This is a genomic window from Psychrobacillus vulpis (assembly GCF_006861825.1).
In the GTDB taxonomy this organism is placed as follows: Bacteria; Bacillota; Bacilli; order Bacillales_A; family Planococcaceae; genus Psychrobacillus; species Psychrobacillus vulpis.
Window position 1 is genome coordinate 21,752 of the sequence record NZ_VDGI01000001.1, and the last position, 18,771, is coordinate 40,522.

Sequence of the window (18,771 nt, forward strand, 5' to 3'; positions counted from 1 at the left end):
TATCCGTTATATTAGCCGATTACAGCTAGAACATCGCTTTCGCGTAATATTAAATATTCATTACCTTCATATTTTACTTCTGTTCCTGCATATTTAGAGAAGATGATACGGTCTCCTTCTTTCACGTCTAATTCAACGCGAGCACCGTTTTCAAGTACTCGTCCAGTACCTGCAGCAACAACTTTACCTTCTTGTGGCTTCTCTTTAGCAGAGTCCGGAAGTACGATGCCAGATGCTGTTTTTTCCTCAGCTTCGATTAATTCGATTACGATACGATCACCTAATGGTCTTAACAAGTGAAACTACCTCCCTAAAATAGTAAAATTTAATATTATTAGCACTCTGTCTCTTTGAGTGCTAACACACTTCTAATAATAAATAATCACACAACAGAATGCAAGCGAGAAGATTATCTTTTTTCAGACTGTTGTGGAACGCTTTTGTTGTTCGCTTTCGGCAATCGTTGAAAGATATCTTTTTGTTTATTTCCAAATTTCCTTTACAATGAAATAGAATGTTATCAAGAGAGGAATCAAATGATATGAAACATCAAAAAACAGGCTTGTATATATTAATTGTCTATTGCATCATGCAGCTTTCAGGCGCTATTTTTGCCCCACTACTTCTAAAATTATTCGTTTCTATGGATGTGGAGAATCCTAGACTAGTTGCTTCTGGCTGGTGGGTATTCTTAAGCTTTGGAATTGCTACACTTATTACACTACTATTAATTAGAAGAGATAATTCTTTTTTGCGTCCAATGAAAGGAAAGATGTCACCAATTTGGCAAACAATTGGATGGGGATTTCTCGGATTTCTACTAGTTTTCTTCGGGCAAGGTATTGCAGCATATATTGAGCTTGCACTTGGCATTGAACCAGGGTCAGAAAATACTGCACAGTTTATCGAGATTGCCCATTCCGTTCCATTAGCAATATTCTCGATTGTCATTTTCGCTCCTATATTAGAAGAACTTATTTTCCGCCGAATTATTTTCGGTTCTTTATTACCAAAAACGAACTTTGTTGTTGCTGCTGCGGTCAGTGCAATTGTATTCGCAATCATACACTTCGACTTCACGCACATACTACTATATGCGGTATCTGGGTTTATATTCGCATTTATTTATTACAAGACAAAGCGAATACTGGCTTCGATAATTTCCCATATGCTATTAAATGGGTTTGTCGTTCTATTCCAGTTCTACGGAGAAGCAATACAAGAGTTTCTCAAAACATACTCCCAAATGCCATAAAAAAAGCAGGTCAGATACTCATCTGATCTGCTTTTTTAATAGGTTAGGAGAATTCATTGACCAGATAACGCTTGGTTATGCTCGGATGGGTTGTGGTTATGCTCGGATGGGGTTAGGTTATGCTCGTTCGACATTTCTTTGGCCGGATGCCCCTTAGTTATGTTCGCATAGCTTGAGGTTATGCTCGGATAGACTGGTCTTACGCTCGTTCGACATTTCTTTGATCGGATACATCTTAGTTATGCTCGCATGGCTTGAGGTTATGCTCGGATAGACTGCTCTTATGTTCGGATAGAGTTTCCTTATGCTCGTTCGACATTTCTTTGGCCGGATACCCCTTAGTTATGTTCGCATAGCTTGAGGTTATGCTCGGATAACACTTCCTTATGCTCGTTCGACATTTCTTCGACCGGATCCCCCTTAGTTATGCTCGCATGGCTTGGGGTTATGCTCGGATAGACTGCTATTATGTTCGGATAACGTTTCCTTATGCTCGAACGACATTTCTTTCACCGGATACATCTTAGTTATGCTCGCATATCGAGAGGTTATGCTCGGATGGACTGGTCTTATGCTCGGATAACACTCACGTATGCTCGTACGACATTTCTTCGACCGGATCCCCCTTAGTTATGCTCGGATAACACTCACTTATGCTCGCACGACATTTCCTTGACCGGATACATCTTAGTTATGCTCGCATGGCTTAAGGTTATGCTCGGATGGACTGGTCTTATGCTCGGATAACACTCACTTATGCTCGAACTACATTTCTTCGACCAGATACACCTTGGTTATGCTCGGATGGACTGGTCTTTCGCTCGGATAACACTTCCTTATGTTCGAACTACATTTCTTCGACCGGATACCCCTTAGTTATGCTCGCATAGCTTAAGGTTATGCTCGGATGGACTGGTCTTATATTCGGATAGCGCCTCCTTATGCTCGCACGACATCTCTTTGCCCAGATTACGCTTAGTTATGCTCGCATAGCTTGGGTTTATGCTCGCATGGCTTGGGGTTATGCTCGGATAACACTCACTCATGCTCGGACTACATTTCTTCGACCGGATACCCCTTAGTTTATGCTCGCATAAGTAGTGGTTATGCTCGGTTGGACTGGTCTTACGCTCGGATAACACTCCCTTATGTTCAGATAATACCACCTCATGCTCGTACAACAACTCTCTAACCACATTATGCTTAGTTCAATTCACAAAAACAAAAGCCTTCCTCCGATAGAAATCGGGGAAGGCTTTACGTTTGTTATTCTTCTGTATGCTCGTTTCTTATAAGGTAAATTAGTGTTTGTACTTCGACCGACAAATCAATCGTATGTACACGTATCGTATCTGGGACTGTCAGTCTTACTGGAGTGAAGTTCAATATACCTTTAATAGAAGTTTCAGCCAATCGATCAGCTACTTCTTGTGCAGAACGACTTGGAACAGTACAAATCACTAGTTCGATTCCAAACTCCGCCAGTTTCGTTTCCATCACACTTGGATGAAAAACTGGTATATCACTTTTCATCATTCCTTCTACAGGAGCTTTTGTATCAAACGCAACGACAATTTTTGTGTTGTGGTTTTTTTGAAAGTTGTATTTGAGAAAAGCAGTACCCAAACTTCCGACACCAATTAATGCCACATTTGCCGCTTCATCCTGATCCAATGTTTTCCGAAAAAATTCTAACAAAATGGCAACATCATAGCCGTACCCTTTTTTGCCAAGTGCCCCAAAGTGAGAAAAATCTCTTCTTATTGTGGCAGAATCTATCTTCATCGCATCACTTAATTCCTGTGAAGAAACTCTTTTATGTCCAGCATTATGAAAACTTTGTAAAAATCTATAATATAACGGTAATCTTTTCGTTGTAGCTTGAGGAATTCTTTGTGGTTCAGGTTTCATCTAAACCCTCCTATTTCATTGGAACAAATCGATTTTATATTACTAGACATTGAGGTCCTTGTAAAGCTCTAGCGTTGCAACCGTAAGCCCTATCTATTACACTTAAGATAGAATTGAGGTGCGAAATATCGTGATTGTTTTACAAGTCAATCAACTAACAAAATCCTTTAATGGTGAAGATATATTAACAAATGTAAAGCTAGAAGTTCAAGACCGAGATCGAGTAGCACTCGTTGGAAGAAATGGCGCTGGAAAGTCTACTTTACTTAAAATAATTGCTGGAGAAATGTCATATGATACCGGCGATATTATCATACCCAAAAATATTAAATTAGGGTATTTAGAGCAACATGCCGGACTCGACTCAAAACTTTCTATTTGGGAGGAAATGAAGTCGATATTTAGTCATCTCATTGACTCTGAAAAAGAACTTCGATTATTAGAGTCCCAAATGGCAGACCCCTCTGTTTATGAGGACACAGAGGCATATGCTCGAGTAACAGCTGCCTACGACGAGTTACAACTAGCTTTTAATGAAGCTGGTGGCTATCGATACGAATCTGACATTCGTTCTATCCTACACGGGATGCAGTTCTTCCCAGAAGATTATGATAAACCTGTACAGGCGTTATCAGGTGGGCAAAAAACAAGACTTGCATTGGCGAAGATGTTACTAAGTAAACCAGATTTGCTTATTCTCGATGAGCCGACTAACCATTTAGACATCGCTACACTAAACTTTTTAGAAAACTACTTAAAAAATTATAACGGAGCGATTTTAATCGTTTCCCATGATCGATACTTTTTAGATCAAGTCGTGAACTTTGTATATGAAGTTTCTCGCCATAATGTTTCGAGGTATGTCGGAAATTATAGTGCATACTTAGATCAAAAAGCAAAGAACTATGAGCGAGATAAAAAAATATATGAAAAACAACAAGAAGAAAAAGCAAAATTAGAAGACTTTGTTAACCGAAATTTAGCACGTGCTTCTACTACAAAAATGGCGCAGTCTAGACGTAAAATCATTGAAAAGACAGACTGGATGGGTGCACCAGATGGCGATGAAAAGTCGGCTTCTTTTGGGTTCACAATCGACCGCCCGAGTGGAAATGACGTATTACGTTTAGAAGAGGTATCTGTTGGATATCCGAACAAAACTGTCTCGTCGAATATCTCTTTTTCAGTGTATAAACAAGACCGAATTGCACTAGTAGGACCAAATGGGGTCGGTAAATCCACCCTCCTTAAAACAATTATGAAGCAAATAGCCGATGCTGGGGGCAAAATTCAATACGGAACAAACGTCCAGTTTGGATACTATGACCAAGAACAAGCTGCACTCACTGGTAATAAAACCGTTCTCCAAGAATTGTGGGATGAATGGCCACTTATGAATGAAAAAGATGTCCGAACAGTATTGGGAAGATTCCTATTTAGTGGGGATGATGTACAAAAATCGGTTTCTACATTATCTGGTGGAGAAAAAGCGAGACTTGCCCTAGCTAAATTAATGCTATTAAAAGCGAACACTCTTATATTAGATGAGCCGACTAACCATTTAGACTTAGATAGTAAGGAAGTACTCGAAAACGCATTACTCGATTTCCCTGGAACTATCCTTTTCGTATCTCATGACCGTTATTTCATTAACAGAATTGCAACGAAAGTGATTGAGTTATCAACGAACGATGCTTCCCTTTTCCTAGGTGATTACGATTACTACTTAGAAAAGAAAGAAGAACTAGAAGAACTTGCCCAAGAAAATGCTGTCGTCGAAAAAACAGTTGTTGTAAAGACTAATACTTCTTTAATTGATAAAGAAGCTAAAAAGAAAGAGCGTCAACTACGACGACAACTTGAAGATCTCGAAACACAAATTCCAACAGTAGATGCTGAAATTATTGTGATAGAAGAGAAGCTTTGCAATCCAGAGATTTTCCAAGATCACGAAGCAGTACAACAATTGCAGCTTGAGTTGGAGGGATTGAAAGAAAAACAAGACGAGCTGTCAAATCAATGGCTCGAACTACAAGAGCAATTGGAAGAGTTAGCTACATGAGATTGGCAGTGCAAATCATCGGTTTGCACTGTTTTTTTTATGCCATTCGATTCTAAGACCTTTTACTACAGGTCATTGTCGAATCTTGTCCATATATGTAGGTCAAGTACATATTTTCGCAAAATTTTTTTCCACAAATTTGTACACAAGAAAAATCAAGTAATATCAAACTATCAACAGACTTATGCACATTATCAACAGATTAAAAAGTTTTTTTTCCACATGAAGGTGAATAAAAGAGACACTATATATTGAAATCACACAACTTATACACATCTTATCCCCAAAATGTGCATAAGTACGAATGTTCCCTATTGACAATTTGAACTATACCTGTTAAAAAAATCCCCATTTCTTTGTCGAAGAAAAGGGGATTGCGTTTAATTCCAACTATTAAGTTCTAGTCCTGGTCTTCCATTCATCGACATATCACCCGTTTTTCCTGCCGAAAACTTGGAGTTTCCTGCAGCAGCTATCATCGCTGCATTATCCGTGCACAATGAAATTGGTGGGACATAAAAGGGAATGTTCTCTTTTTCGAATGTTTCTTCCAATACTTTTCTTAGTCCTTTATTGGCAGCTACTCCGCCTGCCGCAATAACTTGTTTCACATTAAACTCACGTGCCGCTCTTAACGTTTTTGTTGTTAGCACTTCTATTACACTTTGTTGAAAACCTGCAGCTAGGTGGTTGGGATTGATTTCTTCACCGCGTTGCTCTGCATTATGCTGATAATTGATAACAGCAGATTTCAAGCCACTAAAGCTGAAATCATATGATCCCTCTTCAAGCCAAGCTCTCGGAAAAGGTACTGCTCCGTCACTTTCATTCGCGAGACGATCAATATGTGGACCTCCTGGATAAGGGAGATTCAGCACTCTTGCTACTTTATCGTAAGCTTCACCTGCTGCGTCATCACGTGTTTCTCCGATTAACTCAAACTGACCGTCCTCTTTCATTAACACTAGTTCCGTATGTCCGCCTGATACTACTAATGCAAGAAGCGGAAATTCCATCGGTTGCACAAGTGCATTCGCATAAATATGACCTGCAATATGATGGACTCCTACTAAAGGCAGACCATTTGCAAATGCAAAAGCTTTCGCCGCATTTATTCCTATTAATAGAGCTCCTACTAATCCCGGCCCTTCTGTTACAGCTACTGCATCCAAATCTTTAGGAGTCATATTTGCTTGATTTAATGCTTCTTCGATAACAATTGTTATTTGTTCCACATGATGTCTCGAAGCGACCTCAGGCACAACTCCACCAAATCGTTTGTGGCTTTCGATTTGAGATGAGACGACATTGGAAATGATCTCGTGGCCATTTTTCACGATGGAGGCTGCCGTTTCATCACAGCTTGTTTCTATTCCTAATATATATTGATCTTTTTTCATTTAAATTCCACCCACATCACAAGAGCATCCTCCTGCGTATCTGTATAATAATTTTTTCGTATTCCACCGTCTTGAAAACCAAGTTTATAATATAAATTTTTTGCGACATCATTTGTTACTCGCACTTCAAGTGTCATTAACACAACATCCTGGTCTAACACAACACGAATTGCTTCACGCATTAATCCTTCGCCAATCTTATGCCCACGCATACGTTTTGCGACTGCAACGTTCGTAATATGACTTTCATCCATGACAACCCACATTCCACAATAACCAACAATTTCTTTTGCTTCCGTTTCGGCTACAATATAGTAGGAATATAAATTCGTCGTCATTTCATGCTCAAATGCTTCTCTAGTCCAAGGAGCCGTGAACGCTTCTCTTTCTATTAATAGTACTTGATCAATATCGTCGAGCGTCATTTTTCGGTAATTTATTATTTCATTCATGTCCATTTTTCTTTTGCTCTTTCATCCAATTTGCTTCCGCTTCCGTCACACGTAAATATTTTGGAACAGTTGTATGAGCTTCCGTTGCTTTTTGCTCTTTCGCTAATTCTATTAAAACCGCTGCGCTCGGTAAAGAGAAGGCTGCATTTGCTTGATGGACTTTGTCTCTAAGTACTTCTTTTATTTGTTCCCAATGAATCTTTACATCCATTCCAACAAATAAAACCGGATTTCCTGACTCATCTAGCATTTTCAAAAGATCTACAAGTGACATATGAGATTCTTTCACTACTTGTCCATTTTCATAAACACCTGCAAACACATTACTTCGACGTGCATCCATAATCGAACAAACGATACCTGGAAAGTATGGTGCATTGCCTGCTAACACTTGCAAGCTTGAGACAGAAACGATAGGAATATTCAGTGTCCAAGCAAGTGTTTTTCCAATCGTCACACCAATTCGCACACCAGTATAGGACCCTGGCCCTTTTGCGACAGCAATTGCATCAATCTCATGCGGCTCTATTTCCGCTTTTTTCAATAACTCTTCGATCGCAGGCATGGCGCCAATTGAATGTGTAATTTTAAGTGATGATTTGTACTCTGCAAGCACTTGATCATCCTTTACAATGGATACCGCAAGCGGCGTGTGTGATGTATCTATTCCTAACCAAATCATTCAAAAAGCTCCTCGCATAATTGTTCATATCGTTTCCCAAAAGGCTCAAACGTAAACTTTCGCTTATCCTCTTCTAGTCGATGAATCTGTATTGCCAATTTCTCCGGTGGTAAATCTTCTTCTATTAAATGAGCCCACTCAATAATGCTCACTGCATCTCCATAAAATAACTCGTCCCACCCTAAGTCCTCATCACTATCCGCCAAGCGATATACATCTAAATGATTCAAAGGGACACGACCTTCGTATTGCTTCAATATTGTAAACGTTGGGCTATTCACATTTCGTGTTATCCCAAGACCTTTCGCTACACTTTTTGTAAACGTCGTCTTCCCTGCACCTAGATCTCCTTCTAACGTCAGTACATCATTAGGCTTAAGGAGTGAAGCAAGTTGTTGAGCAAGCTGTTCTGTCTCCTGCTCCGAGTTAATAATACGTTCATACTTCATCAATCGTAAATTCCTTTCGAGTTCACTATTTGAGTTCTATTATAAAGAAATACAATGCGGAATGTAAGTATCCTGTATTTATGATAAAAAATGATGAAAAAAAGACTAATGAAAAAGGAGTTAGAATTCTCCCATTCTTAGTCTTTTTTTTATATTTTTCTTAATGACAAAGGTTCTTAGAAAACCATTCTTGTCGAATAAAAGATGTACATATTGCTAAAAACTCTTCTATCTTTTGTGTCGAAGAAGCAAGAACACGAATTGTAAATGCCTTGTCCTTTTTAGATACCCGTTAGAAGAGAACAAGGTTTAGCACTATTTTTTTGGTAATTCCTTAAAGGCACTTTAATAATGAAAATCGTTAAAGAAATTAATGTACTAAATGAACTATTTGTTCTACAGCTTTTTCACCGGCTAATTCCCATCTGCTTTTATCAACAATTTGACCGTCTTTATCAATAGGATCTTGAAATTGATTAAACCCTGATGTACTTAACAATGAGTTTTCATCTTTATCTAAGCCTACGTTAACTACGTGCTTAATTACATATGGAGTTTGAAACTTGATATAAGCTTCATGATGATCTAGATCTCCCTCTAATACTTCAAAGGGAAGCCTCAAGTAAATAGTTTCCCCCTCTTTACGCCAAAGTACTGAATCAAAGCTTCCTTTATGATAATCCCAATTTCCACCGATACTATAGCCTAAACTTTTAATGCGGTTTTTCAAATCACCAAAATAGGCCATTTTCCCTTCAAGGTCTGTTTGCAACTGTAACATTCCATACACTCCTTTTTAAAAATATTCTTTACTATTCTTTCCATAACTCAAGGATATAATACCGCTTTGGAAACGTTGGAATTTAAAAGAAGCTCTTATTTATTGAATTTATTTAGCAGCCTTTGAAATAAACTAGTGTTCTTGTTGTCAACTCTCATCTCTTCTAGTTTATGAGCGATCAATTCCGAAAGTATGTCATATCCCGCTTCACCAAAGTGAAGACCATCGTCTTTTTCTCCCTTTAAAAGTTCTTTATAATTCGGCTTGGAAAATAGAATTGTAAAAAAGTCAATGAGATGACTACCAGTTTCATCTGCTACTTCTTCCACAACTTGTGCATATTGCTTCAGAAGTTTGTTAGATCTGTTCGGTTGAAGTATTTCATCAACAGGAGCTGGAGTAATTAGAATAGTTTTCTTAGGTCCAACCTGTTTTGTAAACTCAAAAATATTTTGCTTAAACGATTCTAGATTAACTAATTTATGTTTCGCAGAATCATTTGCTCCGAATAGTATGGTCACTATATCTGGTTTTCTCTCTAGTACATCTTTTTTAAACCGTTGCATTGCTTGTTCAGTTGTACTTCCGGAAACACCTGCATTCACAAATTGATAGTCTTGCATTTTAGAGGAGAGCTTATATGTCAAAATAGGGGAAGGATGCCCCTCTTTACGTGCTGTAATACTATCACCGAAACAAACTACTTTTATCATTACTTTTCTCCTAACTAAATTATTGTAATGTAATTGAAATACACTTTAAGTTTATATTCACCGTATACTGGATAAACAAACATATAGAACAAAACTTTTGGAGGAAGTATTATGTCTCAAAAACGATTAGCCTGGGTAGATGTAACAAAAGGATTTTTGATGATTCTTGTTGTCATAGGTCATTACCCTGGTGAATTAGATTTCCCATTCATTAAATACATTTACTGGTTTCACATGCCAGCTTTTTTCTTATTAAGTGGATTATTCTTTAAAGAATTAGCAGAGAATGAGCACTCAAACAAAACGATTAAAAAAAGATTTATACAGCTAATGATTCCCTATTTATTTTTCCTTTTTGTCATTACAGCTGTTCGTTATAGTATGGAATTAGCATTAGGAAACTTCGATCTATCTTGGTATTTACAAGACTTGTGGAAACTAGTTATTGCAGGGCGCTTTGCTCGTGGTGCATATGGAGTCTTTTGGTTTGTAACTACACTATTTTTCACTTATTTACTATTCATTTGGATGACAAAATATTTAAGTCGTCTAAAACAAATCAGTCTACTTGTAACATTCTATCTTGTCGCTCATCTGGAAAGTATTTTTGCAATGCACGTAATTAGTGGTGCCCCGGATGAAGCTTCCCAAACGATTCCAATGCTTTGGAATTTAGATGTTGTGTTAATGGCTATCGTCTATTTTGCTCTCGGTTATTATGCAAAAAGGATCTGGATGAATATTACTCTACCATGTCTCCTTGGTGCAATGGTCGTTGCAATTAGCTTCGCAGTCGCAGACAATGTAGGAATCATTGATTATCATTTGAGTATGAAATTTTTGCGATATGATCATCTTTTGCTAGATTTAATAGTTCCGATTGCTTTTATTATAATGATCCTAGGAATTTTCCAGAGACTAACGAAAATTCTACCATTACATTGGTTAGCAAAAATCGAAAAACATTCGATTTCTATTATGTACTTGCATATTTTCACAGATATCATTTTAAATGATTTTTTCCAATACGGTTTAATCGGATTTACGACATTAGGTTTAATTATCCCGATAATTACTTCGATTATCATTCAAAAACTTATACCTTACGGGAAATTTTTCTTAGGAGATATTCGAGCTAAAAAGCCAATTGAAATTTAATACAGATAGTAAAATGATCTCTTCCGTTGAATGGAAGAGATCATTTGTTATTTCTCTCTATTTATGATTTTGACTTTCCATTACGTATCATAATGGACTTCTTCTCAAGAATCATGTATAAAAATTGAAATGCCTGTGCAACAAACGTTTTATAATCGTTTGTTGCACAGGCATTTCTTATTAATTGAGCACTCTTATTTTAACTTTCTTTACTCCCCATTCCATCGCGTTATTGTAAGACGGAATGAATACATCGATTTTATGTCCTTTAATAGCTCCTCCAGTATCACCAGCAATTGCCTCTCCATAACCTTCGACCCAAACCTTCGTCCCAAGAGGAATTATCCTCGGATCTACTGCGATTACTTTCTGATTTGGATTGGAACGTAAGTCAATTCCGTAAGCAGTTGTCCCTGAACAGCCTTCACAATATGCTGTATATGCCGTGGCTGTAACAAGCATTTCCTTCGAATCCTCTACTGGTGGAGGAGCACTGATTGGAGAGGATACAGCCACCATCGTGTCTTGCTCAGAATCAATCGATTGGGATCCTTCTTCATTTCCGCTTACTATCAAAACATCATCCGGGTGAATTAAAGAGCCCGTAAGATTATTCCACATCATAAGATTATCTAATGATATATCGTGCTTAAGCGCTATCCGATACAAGTTATCTCCCTCGACAACCGTATACGTTTCGGGCTCTGTTGGAAGCTCCAGAGGTGGATAGGTGACTAATCCCATATCTAAAGCGTACTGGAAGAGTATATCACTTTCCTTCGAGTGTTCTAATGTACGCTCTAAATCTTCTAAATAATTTGGTGGATTAGATAAATCTTCCCCTTCCATGGTTGAAGATAACATATTAGAAGCATACGCTACTGAATTCGTTGACAATGCTAAAAGTATAACGAACAAAAAGGTTTTAACTTTCAACCTTAAATTCCTCCTTTACAAGTAATCTGTAAATCACTTTTTAGTTTGACTAAGTCTTGCCCAAAACTTTCAAAAACAAACATTCTTATTTTAAAAAGTGATTTAGTTGCGAATAAAAAGGAATTTAAGAACAGATGCGCTCGCTTCTAAACAAGCTCAAACAATGTTTTGTGCGAAGATCTTTACGTAGTAAGTAGACTTATAATTGAGTAATAAATTATTACTTCTTCCCGCATAAACAAATAAAAAGCCACCTTCCAAAACAACACAAAAGTTGTCTTGGAAAATGGCCTCTTCTCTAAAAGTATTATTTTTTACTTCTTAATACTAGCATTTAACGTTAATGAATCTACTAAGGGATTAGAAGGTTTTTGTTCCTTTTCTAATCCTTCGATTTCTTCGTATTGTGTTACTTTTCTAGTATCCGCCGTAAATAATGCAATTACTAGAGAAATTGCGAGACCTGCCATCATAAATCCACCAAATATCCATGGTGATGGTCCATAAGATACCGCCATTGCAGTCCATAGAAGTGGACCAAAACCAACAATCGCTGCCGCAATTTGATAACCGACCGATAAACCAGTGTAACGAATATTTGCTGGGAATAGCTCAGAGAAGAACGTCCCTTGCGTGGAGAAAATAGCTGCCCAAATAACACCTAAAAGGGCTACTTGCATAATAAAGAACATGCTTACGCTTTGTCCTGCCATTATGAAATAAGGAATAGATAGTAAAAACATCAGCACTAATCCACCTATATAAATTGCTTTTCTACCAATATAATCTGAAATATATCCCATAATAGGAATAGTTAAAATCATCGTCGCACAACTTATCGTTAGCGCAAGCAAAGCGGTATCTCTTGTATAGCCTAAATAAGTAGTTGCAAACACAAGTACATAAGACATTAGGAATACATTAAAGAACCCATCTCCTAGCTTTAATCCAATGACCTGTAATACACTTCTCCAATTTGTTCTGAACGTTTCTAAAATTGGAACCTTCACAATTTCTCCACTATCTTTCTGCTGTTGGAATGCCGGAGTTTCTTCGATACCATTTCGAATCCAAAGTGCGAGCACAATTAGCACTGCACTAAACAAAAATGGCAGTCTCCAACCCCAAGCTAAAAACTGTGCATTCGTAGTTAATGAACTAATCAATGTAAAGCTAAACGTACCTGCAACTAACCCAAGAGGAACTCCTAATTGTGGAACTGACCCATAAAAGCCTCGAACTCCTTTTGGTGCATTTTCTGTTGCCAATAAAACTGCTCCACCCCACTCACCACCAAGGGCAATCCCTTGAAGAAGACGTAGTATAACAAGAATCGCTGGCGCCCAAATACCAATTTGCGCATACGTCGGTAATAAACCGATTAAGAAGGAACTTCCTCCCATTCCAATGAGCGTTAGCATTAAGGTTGCCTTGCGTCCTATTTTATCTCCCATATGCCCAAAAATAATACTTCCTAATGGTCTTGCAGCATATCCTGCTCCAAATGTTGCAAAAGCAATTAAAACCGAAACCGTTGGATCATTATTTGGAAAAAAAAGTGTAGAGAAAACTAAAGCTGTTGCTGTTCCATACAAATAAAAGTCATACCATTCAATTACAGAACCCGCTAAACTGGCAAAAAGTACCCGATTTTTCTTCATTACTATTCCTCCTTTTAAATGTTTTTCTGTTTGAATTAAAATGAAAATTCAGTAAATTAAAGCTATAAATTTATTATTGATGCTTCTTTCTTAAGAATATGTTTTTGAATCTTTCCAACTGATGTTCGCGGAAACTCTTTTGTAAACTCTATGCTGTCTGGAACTTTAAACTTTGCCAAACGCTCACGACAGAACGTGATTAACTCTTCCTCTGATATTTGTTGACCCTCATGTAAAATAACAAACGCTTTAATAGCTTCATCCCGCATCTCATCTGGAATCCCAATAACTGCTGATTCATATACACTTGGATGGCTAGAAATAACGCTCTCTACCTCATTTGCCGCAACATTTTCTCCCGATCGCTTAATCATATCTTTCATGCGATCGACGAAATAGAAGTATCCGTCTTCTCCAATTTTTGCATTATCTCCCGTATGCAACCATCCATTTTGGAGTGCTTCTGCTGTAGCTTCTGGATTTTTAAAATACCCTTTCATTAACGAGCGTCCTGGAACCCCTTTAACAATAATTTGTCCTGTTTGACCATCCTGTACTTCATCACCATTTGAATCAACAACTTTCACTTCATAACCGATAGTCGGCTTTCCAATGCTTACATTTTTTCGAATACCATCTAGAGGATTCATCAAAGGAACTCCTATTGTTTCGGTCATTCCATACATTTGCAATAAAGAAACTTCAAATTTCTCTTCGAATTCCACTAACTGATGCTCAGAAACCATTTGAGCAAACCAAATAATCCGTATCGAATGATTTTTATCATCTGAATCATAGTTTTGCGCAAGAATCATACGAATTGGTGCTGCAAATAAAGATCCGACCGTAGCACCGAGTCTTTTAGCTTGTTTAAAATAACGTGAAGCACTAAATCGTTCCGTAAGTGCAACACTTGCGCCTACATCTAACGCTGACATTGTTGAGTAATATTGAGCGTTCCCATGAAATAACGGTAGCACTAAAAACTGTCGATCATCTGGCCCTAGTCGAATAGATTTCGACATTACTTCTCCAGTAAAGATATAGTTGGCATGCGTAATCAGTACCCCTTTTGGTTTAGAAGTTGTTCCGGAAGTATATAGCATCGCTGCGACATCTTCTGAATCTAATGGAATATTAGGTTCCTCCTCATTGGCAGCCGCAATGAGTCTACTTAAGTTTAGGTCCTTGTATTCTTCCCCATCGTATCTTGCCAGTAAAATTCGTTGTAGATAAGGTAACTGATCTCGAATTCTAGTAAACTTTTCTAGGTATTCTTCTTCTGTAATAAGTAACAAGGATTCCGAGTGATTTAATACATACTCCATTTCATCAGATGTAGATAATACATTGGTCGGCACCATAATTGCACCGATATTAGCTAAAGCAAACCAAGAAATGATGAATTCCATATTATTTGGTAGATGTAATGTTACATGGGTACCTTTCTTAATACCAAAATTCAGGAATACTTGACTTAGGCGGTTCACTTGAGAAGCAAATTGCCCATACGTCAACTCAAATCTGCTTTCTTCTTTATCTTCAAAAAGTAGAAAAGTCTTGTTCCGATACATTCTTACTTTCTCGTTTAACAAATCCTTTAAAGTTTTATTGCCGATAATATCCATCCCAAATCACTTCCTTCTCAACATACTTACCTCAATAAAAAAAGCGCTTACATTTGGTATAATAAAAATAATGACTACAGTCATCCAAAGTTGTATATAAAATTAAATGAAGATGTATCTTTAATCTATATGGAAAATCTCGATAGCATCATCAAAATGACCATAGTCATTGACTATAGTCATTATATTAAATTAGCTTTTTTTGTATGTCAATTTAATTTTCAATATTTTTAGAATATTACCTTTATTCAGTTTAAACATTGTGAGTTAATTACTATGCACACTATACTTTTATATATAGTGTTTAAAGGGGAATAGAAATGGAACAATTAACACTAAGACAAAGACAAGCAAAGGAAACAAAGAAGAAAATACAAGAAACTGCTTTGGAACTCTTCAGTAAAAAGGGTTTCGATCGTGTAACAGTCGATGAAATCGTAAAAAAAAGTGGTATGTCAAAAGGATCCTTTTATGTTCATTTCCCTTCCAAATATGATGTCTTCCTTGAAAAATTTAAAGAAATAGATGATTTTTACGCAGATTTTTTTGAGAACCTTCCTATAAGTTTATCGTTTCAAGAAAAAATACTTCGTTTAATAGAATCACAAATGATTTATTTACGTGATGAATTAGGTAAGGATCTTATGAGGACAGTATATATGAGCGGACTTACACAAACTGAAAACAACTTTTTTACAAACACAGATCGAAAATTATATAAAATAATTAATTCTATCGTTTTGAAAGCACAAAAAAATGGAGAAATTACAAATGAACTTACATCTAATGAGGTAACTATGTTGATCACTCGTTGTATGCGAGGAACTCTTTATGATTGGCAGTTATTTGAGGAAGGATATGATCTTATAGAGGAAAGCAGAAAATTTACAAAAGCAATACTTGGTGGAATAAAAGTATAATAAAGGAAGATAAACATATATTTTTTATGTTATATTAAACTTACAATTGCATAGCAGGGTGGGCGGTTGGTCACTTCCTTCAAGGAGGTGATGCCAATGACAACATACGAAACGATTAGTTTGTTAATCCAGTTAAGTGCTGTTTTTTTAGCAGCTTTTTCAATCGTAGTGACATTGATCATTTTCTTTTTAAAAAAGAAATAACCGTCCTCCCCCGGTAAGGTGTGGACGATTATTTCTACGTTCAACCGGACCAACCGCTGTTTCTGCGGTTTGCAGTTGTAGAACTGGATATTCCCGTATCCAGTTCTTTTTTTATTGTATGTTTCTACTATCATTATATACAGTAGCGCTAATGGATTCAACACTTTCGCTATTTGTTTCATTTCATAAAGGTTTTTAGTCCAAACGCTACCAATACTATTCCAACGATTAAATTTAATACTTTCAAAACCGATGCAGCTAAAAAAATAGTTAGGAAACTACCTAAGATGGAAATACACGTAAGAAAAAGAAGTGTAGACAAAATTGCCCCTAATCCAAAGAAGTACATGTCCTTTTTCTGAAGATTTTCATCAACCATTTTAGTTGAAAAAACCCCCGCCCAAAAAAGAATAGTCAACGGATTAGAAAGAGTTAATACGAGCGTTTTCCAAAAAACAGTATCTGTACTTTGTTGCGAAAGAAAGCTTAAGCTTGGTAAAAGTGAAACTTCAAAAAAACCAACTATATTACTTAAACCAAAAATAACAAGAACGACTGCTCCAAAATAACGTACCATTTCTTGTGTTTTTCTATTTTTATTAAGAATAGCTCCTATACCAAAGATTGCTGCAAGTATGAATATAACATCTACAATGGCTACCCCAAAAACACCTATCTCAGCTGCAACAAATCCGGATGTTGCCGCAGTCTGAAAAATAAATAGACAAATAGGTCCAACAGCGATTTGCAGTAACATTCCAAATCGAAATCCTTTCCAAATCATCTGCAAGTCTCCTACCTATTTAATTTTTCTTTTAATGTAGATAAAACGATTAAAGTGTTTGACGTTTGAACTCCGCGGATCGATTTTAATTTATCATTTAAAAAAGTCTCTAATTCAGCAGTATCCTCTATTAGAACTTTTAACATATAATCATATTCCCCGGCCATATGATGACATTCTATCACTTCGGTAAACTGAATAATCGACTCCCTGAATTGCTGAATATAAGTCGTATGGTCAATATTCACAAATACAATAGCTAATAATTTGTAACCCATCTTCCCTCGATTAACTTTTATTGTATATTGCTCTATAATATTTGCCTCTTCTAATTTTTTTATTCTTTCTGATACAGCTGGAACAGAAAGATTCACTTTTTTGCTAATGTCAGAAGCAGTAGATCTCCCATTTTGTTTCAATGCCTCTAAAATCTTCGCATCAATAATATCCATCTTCTACTCTCTCCCAAAATTATATTTTAACTAATTATAAATAAAACATTAAAATTAATAAATAAGTGTAACAATATCCAATAAATAATTAAGTATTTTATTCATTTAATTAAAATAATTCCGTTTAACTACATTTTTAAAGTTAGAAACGAAATATTCTTAAGGACATTTCTCTATATAAAAATCCAGGTTAAAAACTTATATTGATTGTTTCTAGCCTGGATAATTTATTTAATATTCATCACAAAATTAGAACACCAGTTCTATTTCGTGCTATAATAAACTTACAATTGCATATCAGTGTGGCGGTTGGTCACTTCTTTTAAGGAGCTGATGCTAATGACAGCATACGAAACCATCAGTTTGTTAATACAGCTAAGCACTGTTCTATTAGCAGCCTTTTCAATTGTTGTGACATTAATAATTTTCTTAGTAAAAAAGAAATAACCGTTCCTCAGCAAGAAGGATAAACGGTTATTTCAGTTTTAGGATCGACCGCTCTTTCTGCGGTTTGCAATTGTAAGACTGGATACTGCAATATCCAGTCTTTTCATTGAATATCTCTAATTTTATTATATACAGAATTGTTTCTGTGTTCAACCCATTCTAAATGATTATCTCATCTAAAAAGCTTATTTTAGTACCTAATATTTCCACTAATTCACTAAAAAATAGGGAGGTTTTTTTAATGCCAGTCTATAACAAACTTGTTCGTGATTTAATACCACAAGTAATTGAAAAATCAGGTTCTCATTTTTCATCGCGAATACTAGATAAATCAGAACATCTAACTGAAATTAAGAAAAAACTATTCGAAGAAGTACAAGAATTTACCGAAACAACTAACCGTCACGATGCTTTAGAGGAACTAGCCGATATTTTAGAACTACTCCATGCAGCTCTTCCCGTACATAAAGCCACCTTTGAAGAACTAGAAAAAATCCGTATTGCCAAGAAAGAAAAACGTGGCGGATTTGAAGAAGGAATTTATTTAATAGAAGATGAGGATAATTAACTTTTTCTTATTCGAATACGGAAAATAAACGGTCTGGATGCTTCTCGAAAATAGATTTATTCTATCTGATCTCCATGAAACACGAGAAAATCCAGGAAAGAAACGTTGCTAACTGTTTCTTTCCTGGATTATTTATCTTTGTCACCCTTGGATTAAGTGCATAAATTTATTAGGTCATAATTTCTTTTATAAGGTTACAAATATTTCTATTCGATCGTATTTTTATTTATCTGGTCACAATTACGGACGTATATTCTTTTATCCGATCACAATTTTACTCTACGGTTGGATTTTTCTATCCGGTAGTA

General features: G+C 36.4%; 19 protein-coding genes. 6 read left to right on the forward strand and 13 right to left on the reverse strand.

What is annotated here, in order from left to right; genetic code table 11:
- Nucleotides 1–11: 11 nt before the first annotated feature.
- On the reverse strand, nt 12–296 hold the full coding sequence (groES, locus tag FG384_RS00095; protein WP_142640535.1) for a co-chaperone GroES: 285 nt from the start codon (nt 294–296) through the stop codon (nt 12–14).
- Nucleotides 297–541: 245 nt separating this feature from the next.
- On the opposite strand from groES, the gene FG384_RS00100 reads away from it, so the two are divergent.
- The gene (locus tag FG384_RS00100; RefSeq protein WP_142640536.1) at nt 542–1,255 is read left to right on the forward strand and encodes a CPBP family intramembrane glutamic endopeptidase; all 714 of its coding nucleotides are present in this window, start codon (nt 542–544) and stop codon (nt 1,253–1,255) included.
- Between the two features lie 1,266 nt (nt 1,256–2,521).
- On the opposite strand, the gene FG384_RS00105 is transcribed toward FG384_RS00100, so the two are convergent.
- Nucleotides 2,522–3,166 (reverse strand): redox-sensing transcriptional repressor Rex, encoded by a 645-nt coding sequence (locus FG384_RS00105; RefSeq protein WP_142640537.1) that lies wholly within the window; start codon nt 3,164–3,166, stop codon nt 2,522–2,524.
- A 130-nt stretch (nt 3,167–3,296) separates the two neighbouring features.
- Here FG384_RS00105 and FG384_RS00110 point away from each other — a divergent pair, with 130 nt between their 5' ends.
- Nucleotides 3,297–5,228 carry an ABC-F family ATP-binding cassette domain-containing protein gene (locus tag FG384_RS00110; RefSeq protein ID WP_142640538.1) on the forward strand — a complete coding sequence of 644 codons (1,932 nt, stop codon included), beginning with the start codon at nt 3,297–3,299 and terminating at the stop codon, nt 5,226–5,228.
- Between the two features lie 380 nt (nt 5,229–5,608).
- Here FG384_RS00110 and tsaD read toward each other — a convergent pair whose 3' ends face one another.
- From tsaD to FG384_RS00140, 6 genes are all read right to left on the reverse strand, one after another.
- Complete coding sequence (gene tsaD, locus FG384_RS00115; protein WP_142640539.1) at nt 5,609–6,628, reverse strand: tRNA (adenosine(37)-N6)-threonylcarbamoyltransferase complex transferase subunit TsaD; 1,020 nt, start codon at nt 6,626–6,628, stop codon at nt 5,609–5,611.
- The gene (gene rimI / locus FG384_RS00120; protein WP_205961718.1) at nt 6,625–7,080 is read right to left on the reverse strand and encodes a ribosomal protein S18-alanine N-acetyltransferase; all 456 of its coding nucleotides are present in this window, start codon (nt 7,078–7,080) and stop codon (nt 6,625–6,627) included. The genes tsaD and rimI overlap by 4 nt, the downstream gene beginning before the upstream one ends.
- On the reverse strand, nt 7,073–7,762 hold the full coding sequence (gene tsaB, locus FG384_RS00125; protein ID WP_142640540.1) for a tRNA (adenosine(37)-N6)-threonylcarbamoyltransferase complex dimerization subunit type 1 TsaB: 690 nt from the start codon (nt 7,760–7,762) through the stop codon (nt 7,073–7,075). The genes rimI and tsaB overlap by 8 nt, the downstream gene beginning before the upstream one ends.
- Nucleotides 7,759–8,211, reverse strand: a complete 453-nt coding sequence (gene tsaE / locus FG384_RS00130; RefSeq protein ID WP_142640541.1) for a tRNA (adenosine(37)-N6)-threonylcarbamoyltransferase complex ATPase subunit type 1 TsaE — start codon at nt 8,209–8,211, stop codon at nt 7,759–7,761. The genes tsaB and tsaE overlap by 4 nt, the downstream gene beginning before the upstream one ends.
- A 370-nt stretch (nt 8,212–8,581) precedes the next feature.
- Entirely contained in the window at nt 8,582–8,992 is a 411-nt protein-coding gene (locus FG384_RS00135) for a YugN family protein (protein ID WP_142640542.1), read from the reverse strand.
- Nucleotides 8,993–9,087: 95 nt separating this feature from the next.
- A complete protein-coding gene (locus FG384_RS00140) occupies nt 9,088–9,705 on the reverse strand; it encodes a GDSL-type esterase/lipase family protein (RefSeq protein ID WP_142640543.1) in 618 nt (205 codons plus the stop codon).
- 111 nt (nt 9,706–9,816) lie between these two features.
- Here FG384_RS00140 and FG384_RS00145 point away from each other — a divergent pair, with 111 nt between their 5' ends.
- Entirely contained in the window at nt 9,817–10,863 is a 1,047-nt protein-coding gene (locus tag FG384_RS00145; RefSeq protein WP_142640544.1) for an acyltransferase family protein, read from the forward strand.
- 180 nt (nt 10,864–11,043) lie between these two features.
- On the opposite strand, the gene FG384_RS20270 is transcribed toward FG384_RS00145, so the two are convergent.
- From FG384_RS20270 to FG384_RS00160, 3 genes are all read right to left on the reverse strand, one after another.
- Nucleotides 11,044–11,799 carry a LysM peptidoglycan-binding and 3D domain-containing protein gene (locus tag FG384_RS20270; protein ID WP_276612724.1) on the reverse strand — a complete coding sequence of 252 codons (756 nt, stop codon included), beginning with the start codon at nt 11,797–11,799 and terminating at the stop codon, nt 11,044–11,046.
- 314 nt (nt 11,800–12,113) lie between these two features.
- Nucleotides 12,114–13,460 (reverse strand): MFS transporter, encoded by a 1,347-nt coding sequence (locus FG384_RS00155; protein ID WP_142640545.1) that lies wholly within the window; start codon nt 13,458–13,460, stop codon nt 12,114–12,116.
- Between the two features lie 62 nt (nt 13,461–13,522).
- On the reverse strand, nt 13,523–15,088 hold the full coding sequence (locus FG384_RS00160; RefSeq protein WP_142640546.1) for an AMP-binding protein: 1,566 nt from the start codon (nt 15,086–15,088) through the stop codon (nt 13,523–13,525).
- 320 nt (nt 15,089–15,408) lie between these two features.
- Between FG384_RS00160 and FG384_RS00165 the strand changes: the two genes are divergently transcribed.
- Nucleotides 15,409–16,008: a TetR/AcrR family transcriptional regulator gene (locus FG384_RS00165; protein WP_142640547.1), complete on the forward strand. Its 600-nt coding sequence runs from the start codon at nt 15,409–15,411 to the stop codon at nt 16,006–16,008.
- Between the two features lie 382 nt (nt 16,009–16,390).
- Here the strand turns inward: FG384_RS00165 and FG384_RS00170 are convergent, their stop codons facing one another.
- Together FG384_RS00170 and FG384_RS00175 are read right to left on the reverse strand one after the other, a co-directional pair.
- Nucleotides 16,391–16,996, reverse strand: a complete 606-nt coding sequence (locus FG384_RS00170) for a LysE/ArgO family amino acid transporter (protein ID WP_142640548.1) — start codon at nt 16,994–16,996, stop codon at nt 16,391–16,393.
- A gap of 11 nt (nt 16,997–17,007) precedes the next feature.
- Complete coding sequence (locus FG384_RS00175; protein ID WP_142640549.1) at nt 17,008–17,448, reverse strand: Lrp/AsnC family transcriptional regulator; 441 nt, start codon at nt 17,446–17,448, stop codon at nt 17,008–17,010.
- A gap of 339 nt (nt 17,449–17,787) precedes the next feature.
- Between FG384_RS00175 and FG384_RS20085 the strand changes: the two genes are divergently transcribed.
- A complete protein-coding gene (locus tag FG384_RS20085; RefSeq protein ID WP_240793300.1) occupies nt 17,788–17,895 on the forward strand; it encodes a putative holin-like toxin in 108 nt (35 codons plus the stop codon).
- A gap of 241 nt (nt 17,896–18,136) precedes the next feature.
- Nucleotides 18,137–18,463, forward strand: coding sequence for a nucleoside triphosphate pyrophosphohydrolase (locus tag FG384_RS00180; protein ID WP_142640550.1), 327 nt, complete (start codon nt 18,137–18,139; stop codon nt 18,461–18,463).
- Nucleotides 18,464–18,771 lie beyond the last annotated feature (308 nt).

Coding starts and splice junctions, on each gene's coding strand:
- FG384_RS00170 (WP_142640548.1), bottom strand. CDS start 16,996: ATGATTTGGAAAGGATTTCGATTTGGAATGTTACTGCAAATCGCTGTT.
- FG384_RS00100 (WP_142640536.1), top strand. CDS start 542: ATGAAACATCAAAAAACAGGCTTGTATATATTAATTGTCTATTGCATC.
- rimI (WP_205961718.1), bottom strand. CDS start 7,080: ATGAATGAAATAATAAATTACCGAAAAATGACGCTCGACGATATTGAT.
- FG384_RS00140 (WP_142640543.1), bottom strand. CDS start 9,705: ATGATAAAAGTAGTTTGTTTCGGTGATAGTATTACAGCACGTAAAGAG.
- FG384_RS00160 (WP_142640546.1), bottom strand. CDS start 15,088: ATGGATATTATCGGCAATAAAACTTTAAAGGATTTGTTAAACGAGAAA.
- tsaE (WP_142640541.1), bottom strand. CDS start 8,211: ATGAAGTATGAACGTATTATTAACTCGGAGCAGGAGACAGAACAGCTT.
- FG384_RS00105 (WP_142640537.1), bottom strand. CDS start 3,166: ATGAAACCTGAACCACAAAGAATTCCTCAAGCTACAACGAAAAGATTA.
- FG384_RS00180 (WP_142640550.1), top strand. CDS start 18,137: ATGCCAGTCTATAACAAACTTGTTCGTGATTTAATACCACAAGTAATT.
- tsaB (WP_142640540.1), bottom strand. CDS start 7,762: ATGATTTGGTTAGGAATAGATACATCACACACGCCGCTTGCGGTATCC.
- tsaD (WP_142640539.1), bottom strand. CDS start 6,628: ATGAAAAAAGATCAATATATATTAGGAATAGAAACAAGCTGTGATGAA.
- FG384_RS00155 (WP_142640545.1), bottom strand. CDS start 13,460: ATGAAGAAAAATCGGGTACTTTTTGCCAGTTTAGCGGGTTCTGTAATT.
- FG384_RS00145 (WP_142640544.1), top strand. CDS start 9,817: ATGTCTCAAAAACGATTAGCCTGGGTAGATGTAACAAAAGGATTTTTG.
- FG384_RS00135 (WP_142640542.1), bottom strand. CDS start 8,992: ATGTTACAGTTGCAAACAGACCTTGAAGGGAAAATGGCCTATTTTGGT.
- FG384_RS00175 (WP_142640549.1), bottom strand. CDS start 17,448: ATGGATATTATTGATGCGAAGATTTTAGAGGCATTGAAACAAAATGGG.
- FG384_RS20085 (WP_240793300.1), top strand. CDS start 17,788: ATGACAGCATACGAAACCATCAGTTTGTTAATACAGCTAAGCACTGTT.
- FG384_RS00165 (WP_142640547.1), top strand. CDS start 15,409: ATGGAACAATTAACACTAAGACAAAGACAAGCAAAGGAAACAAAGAAG.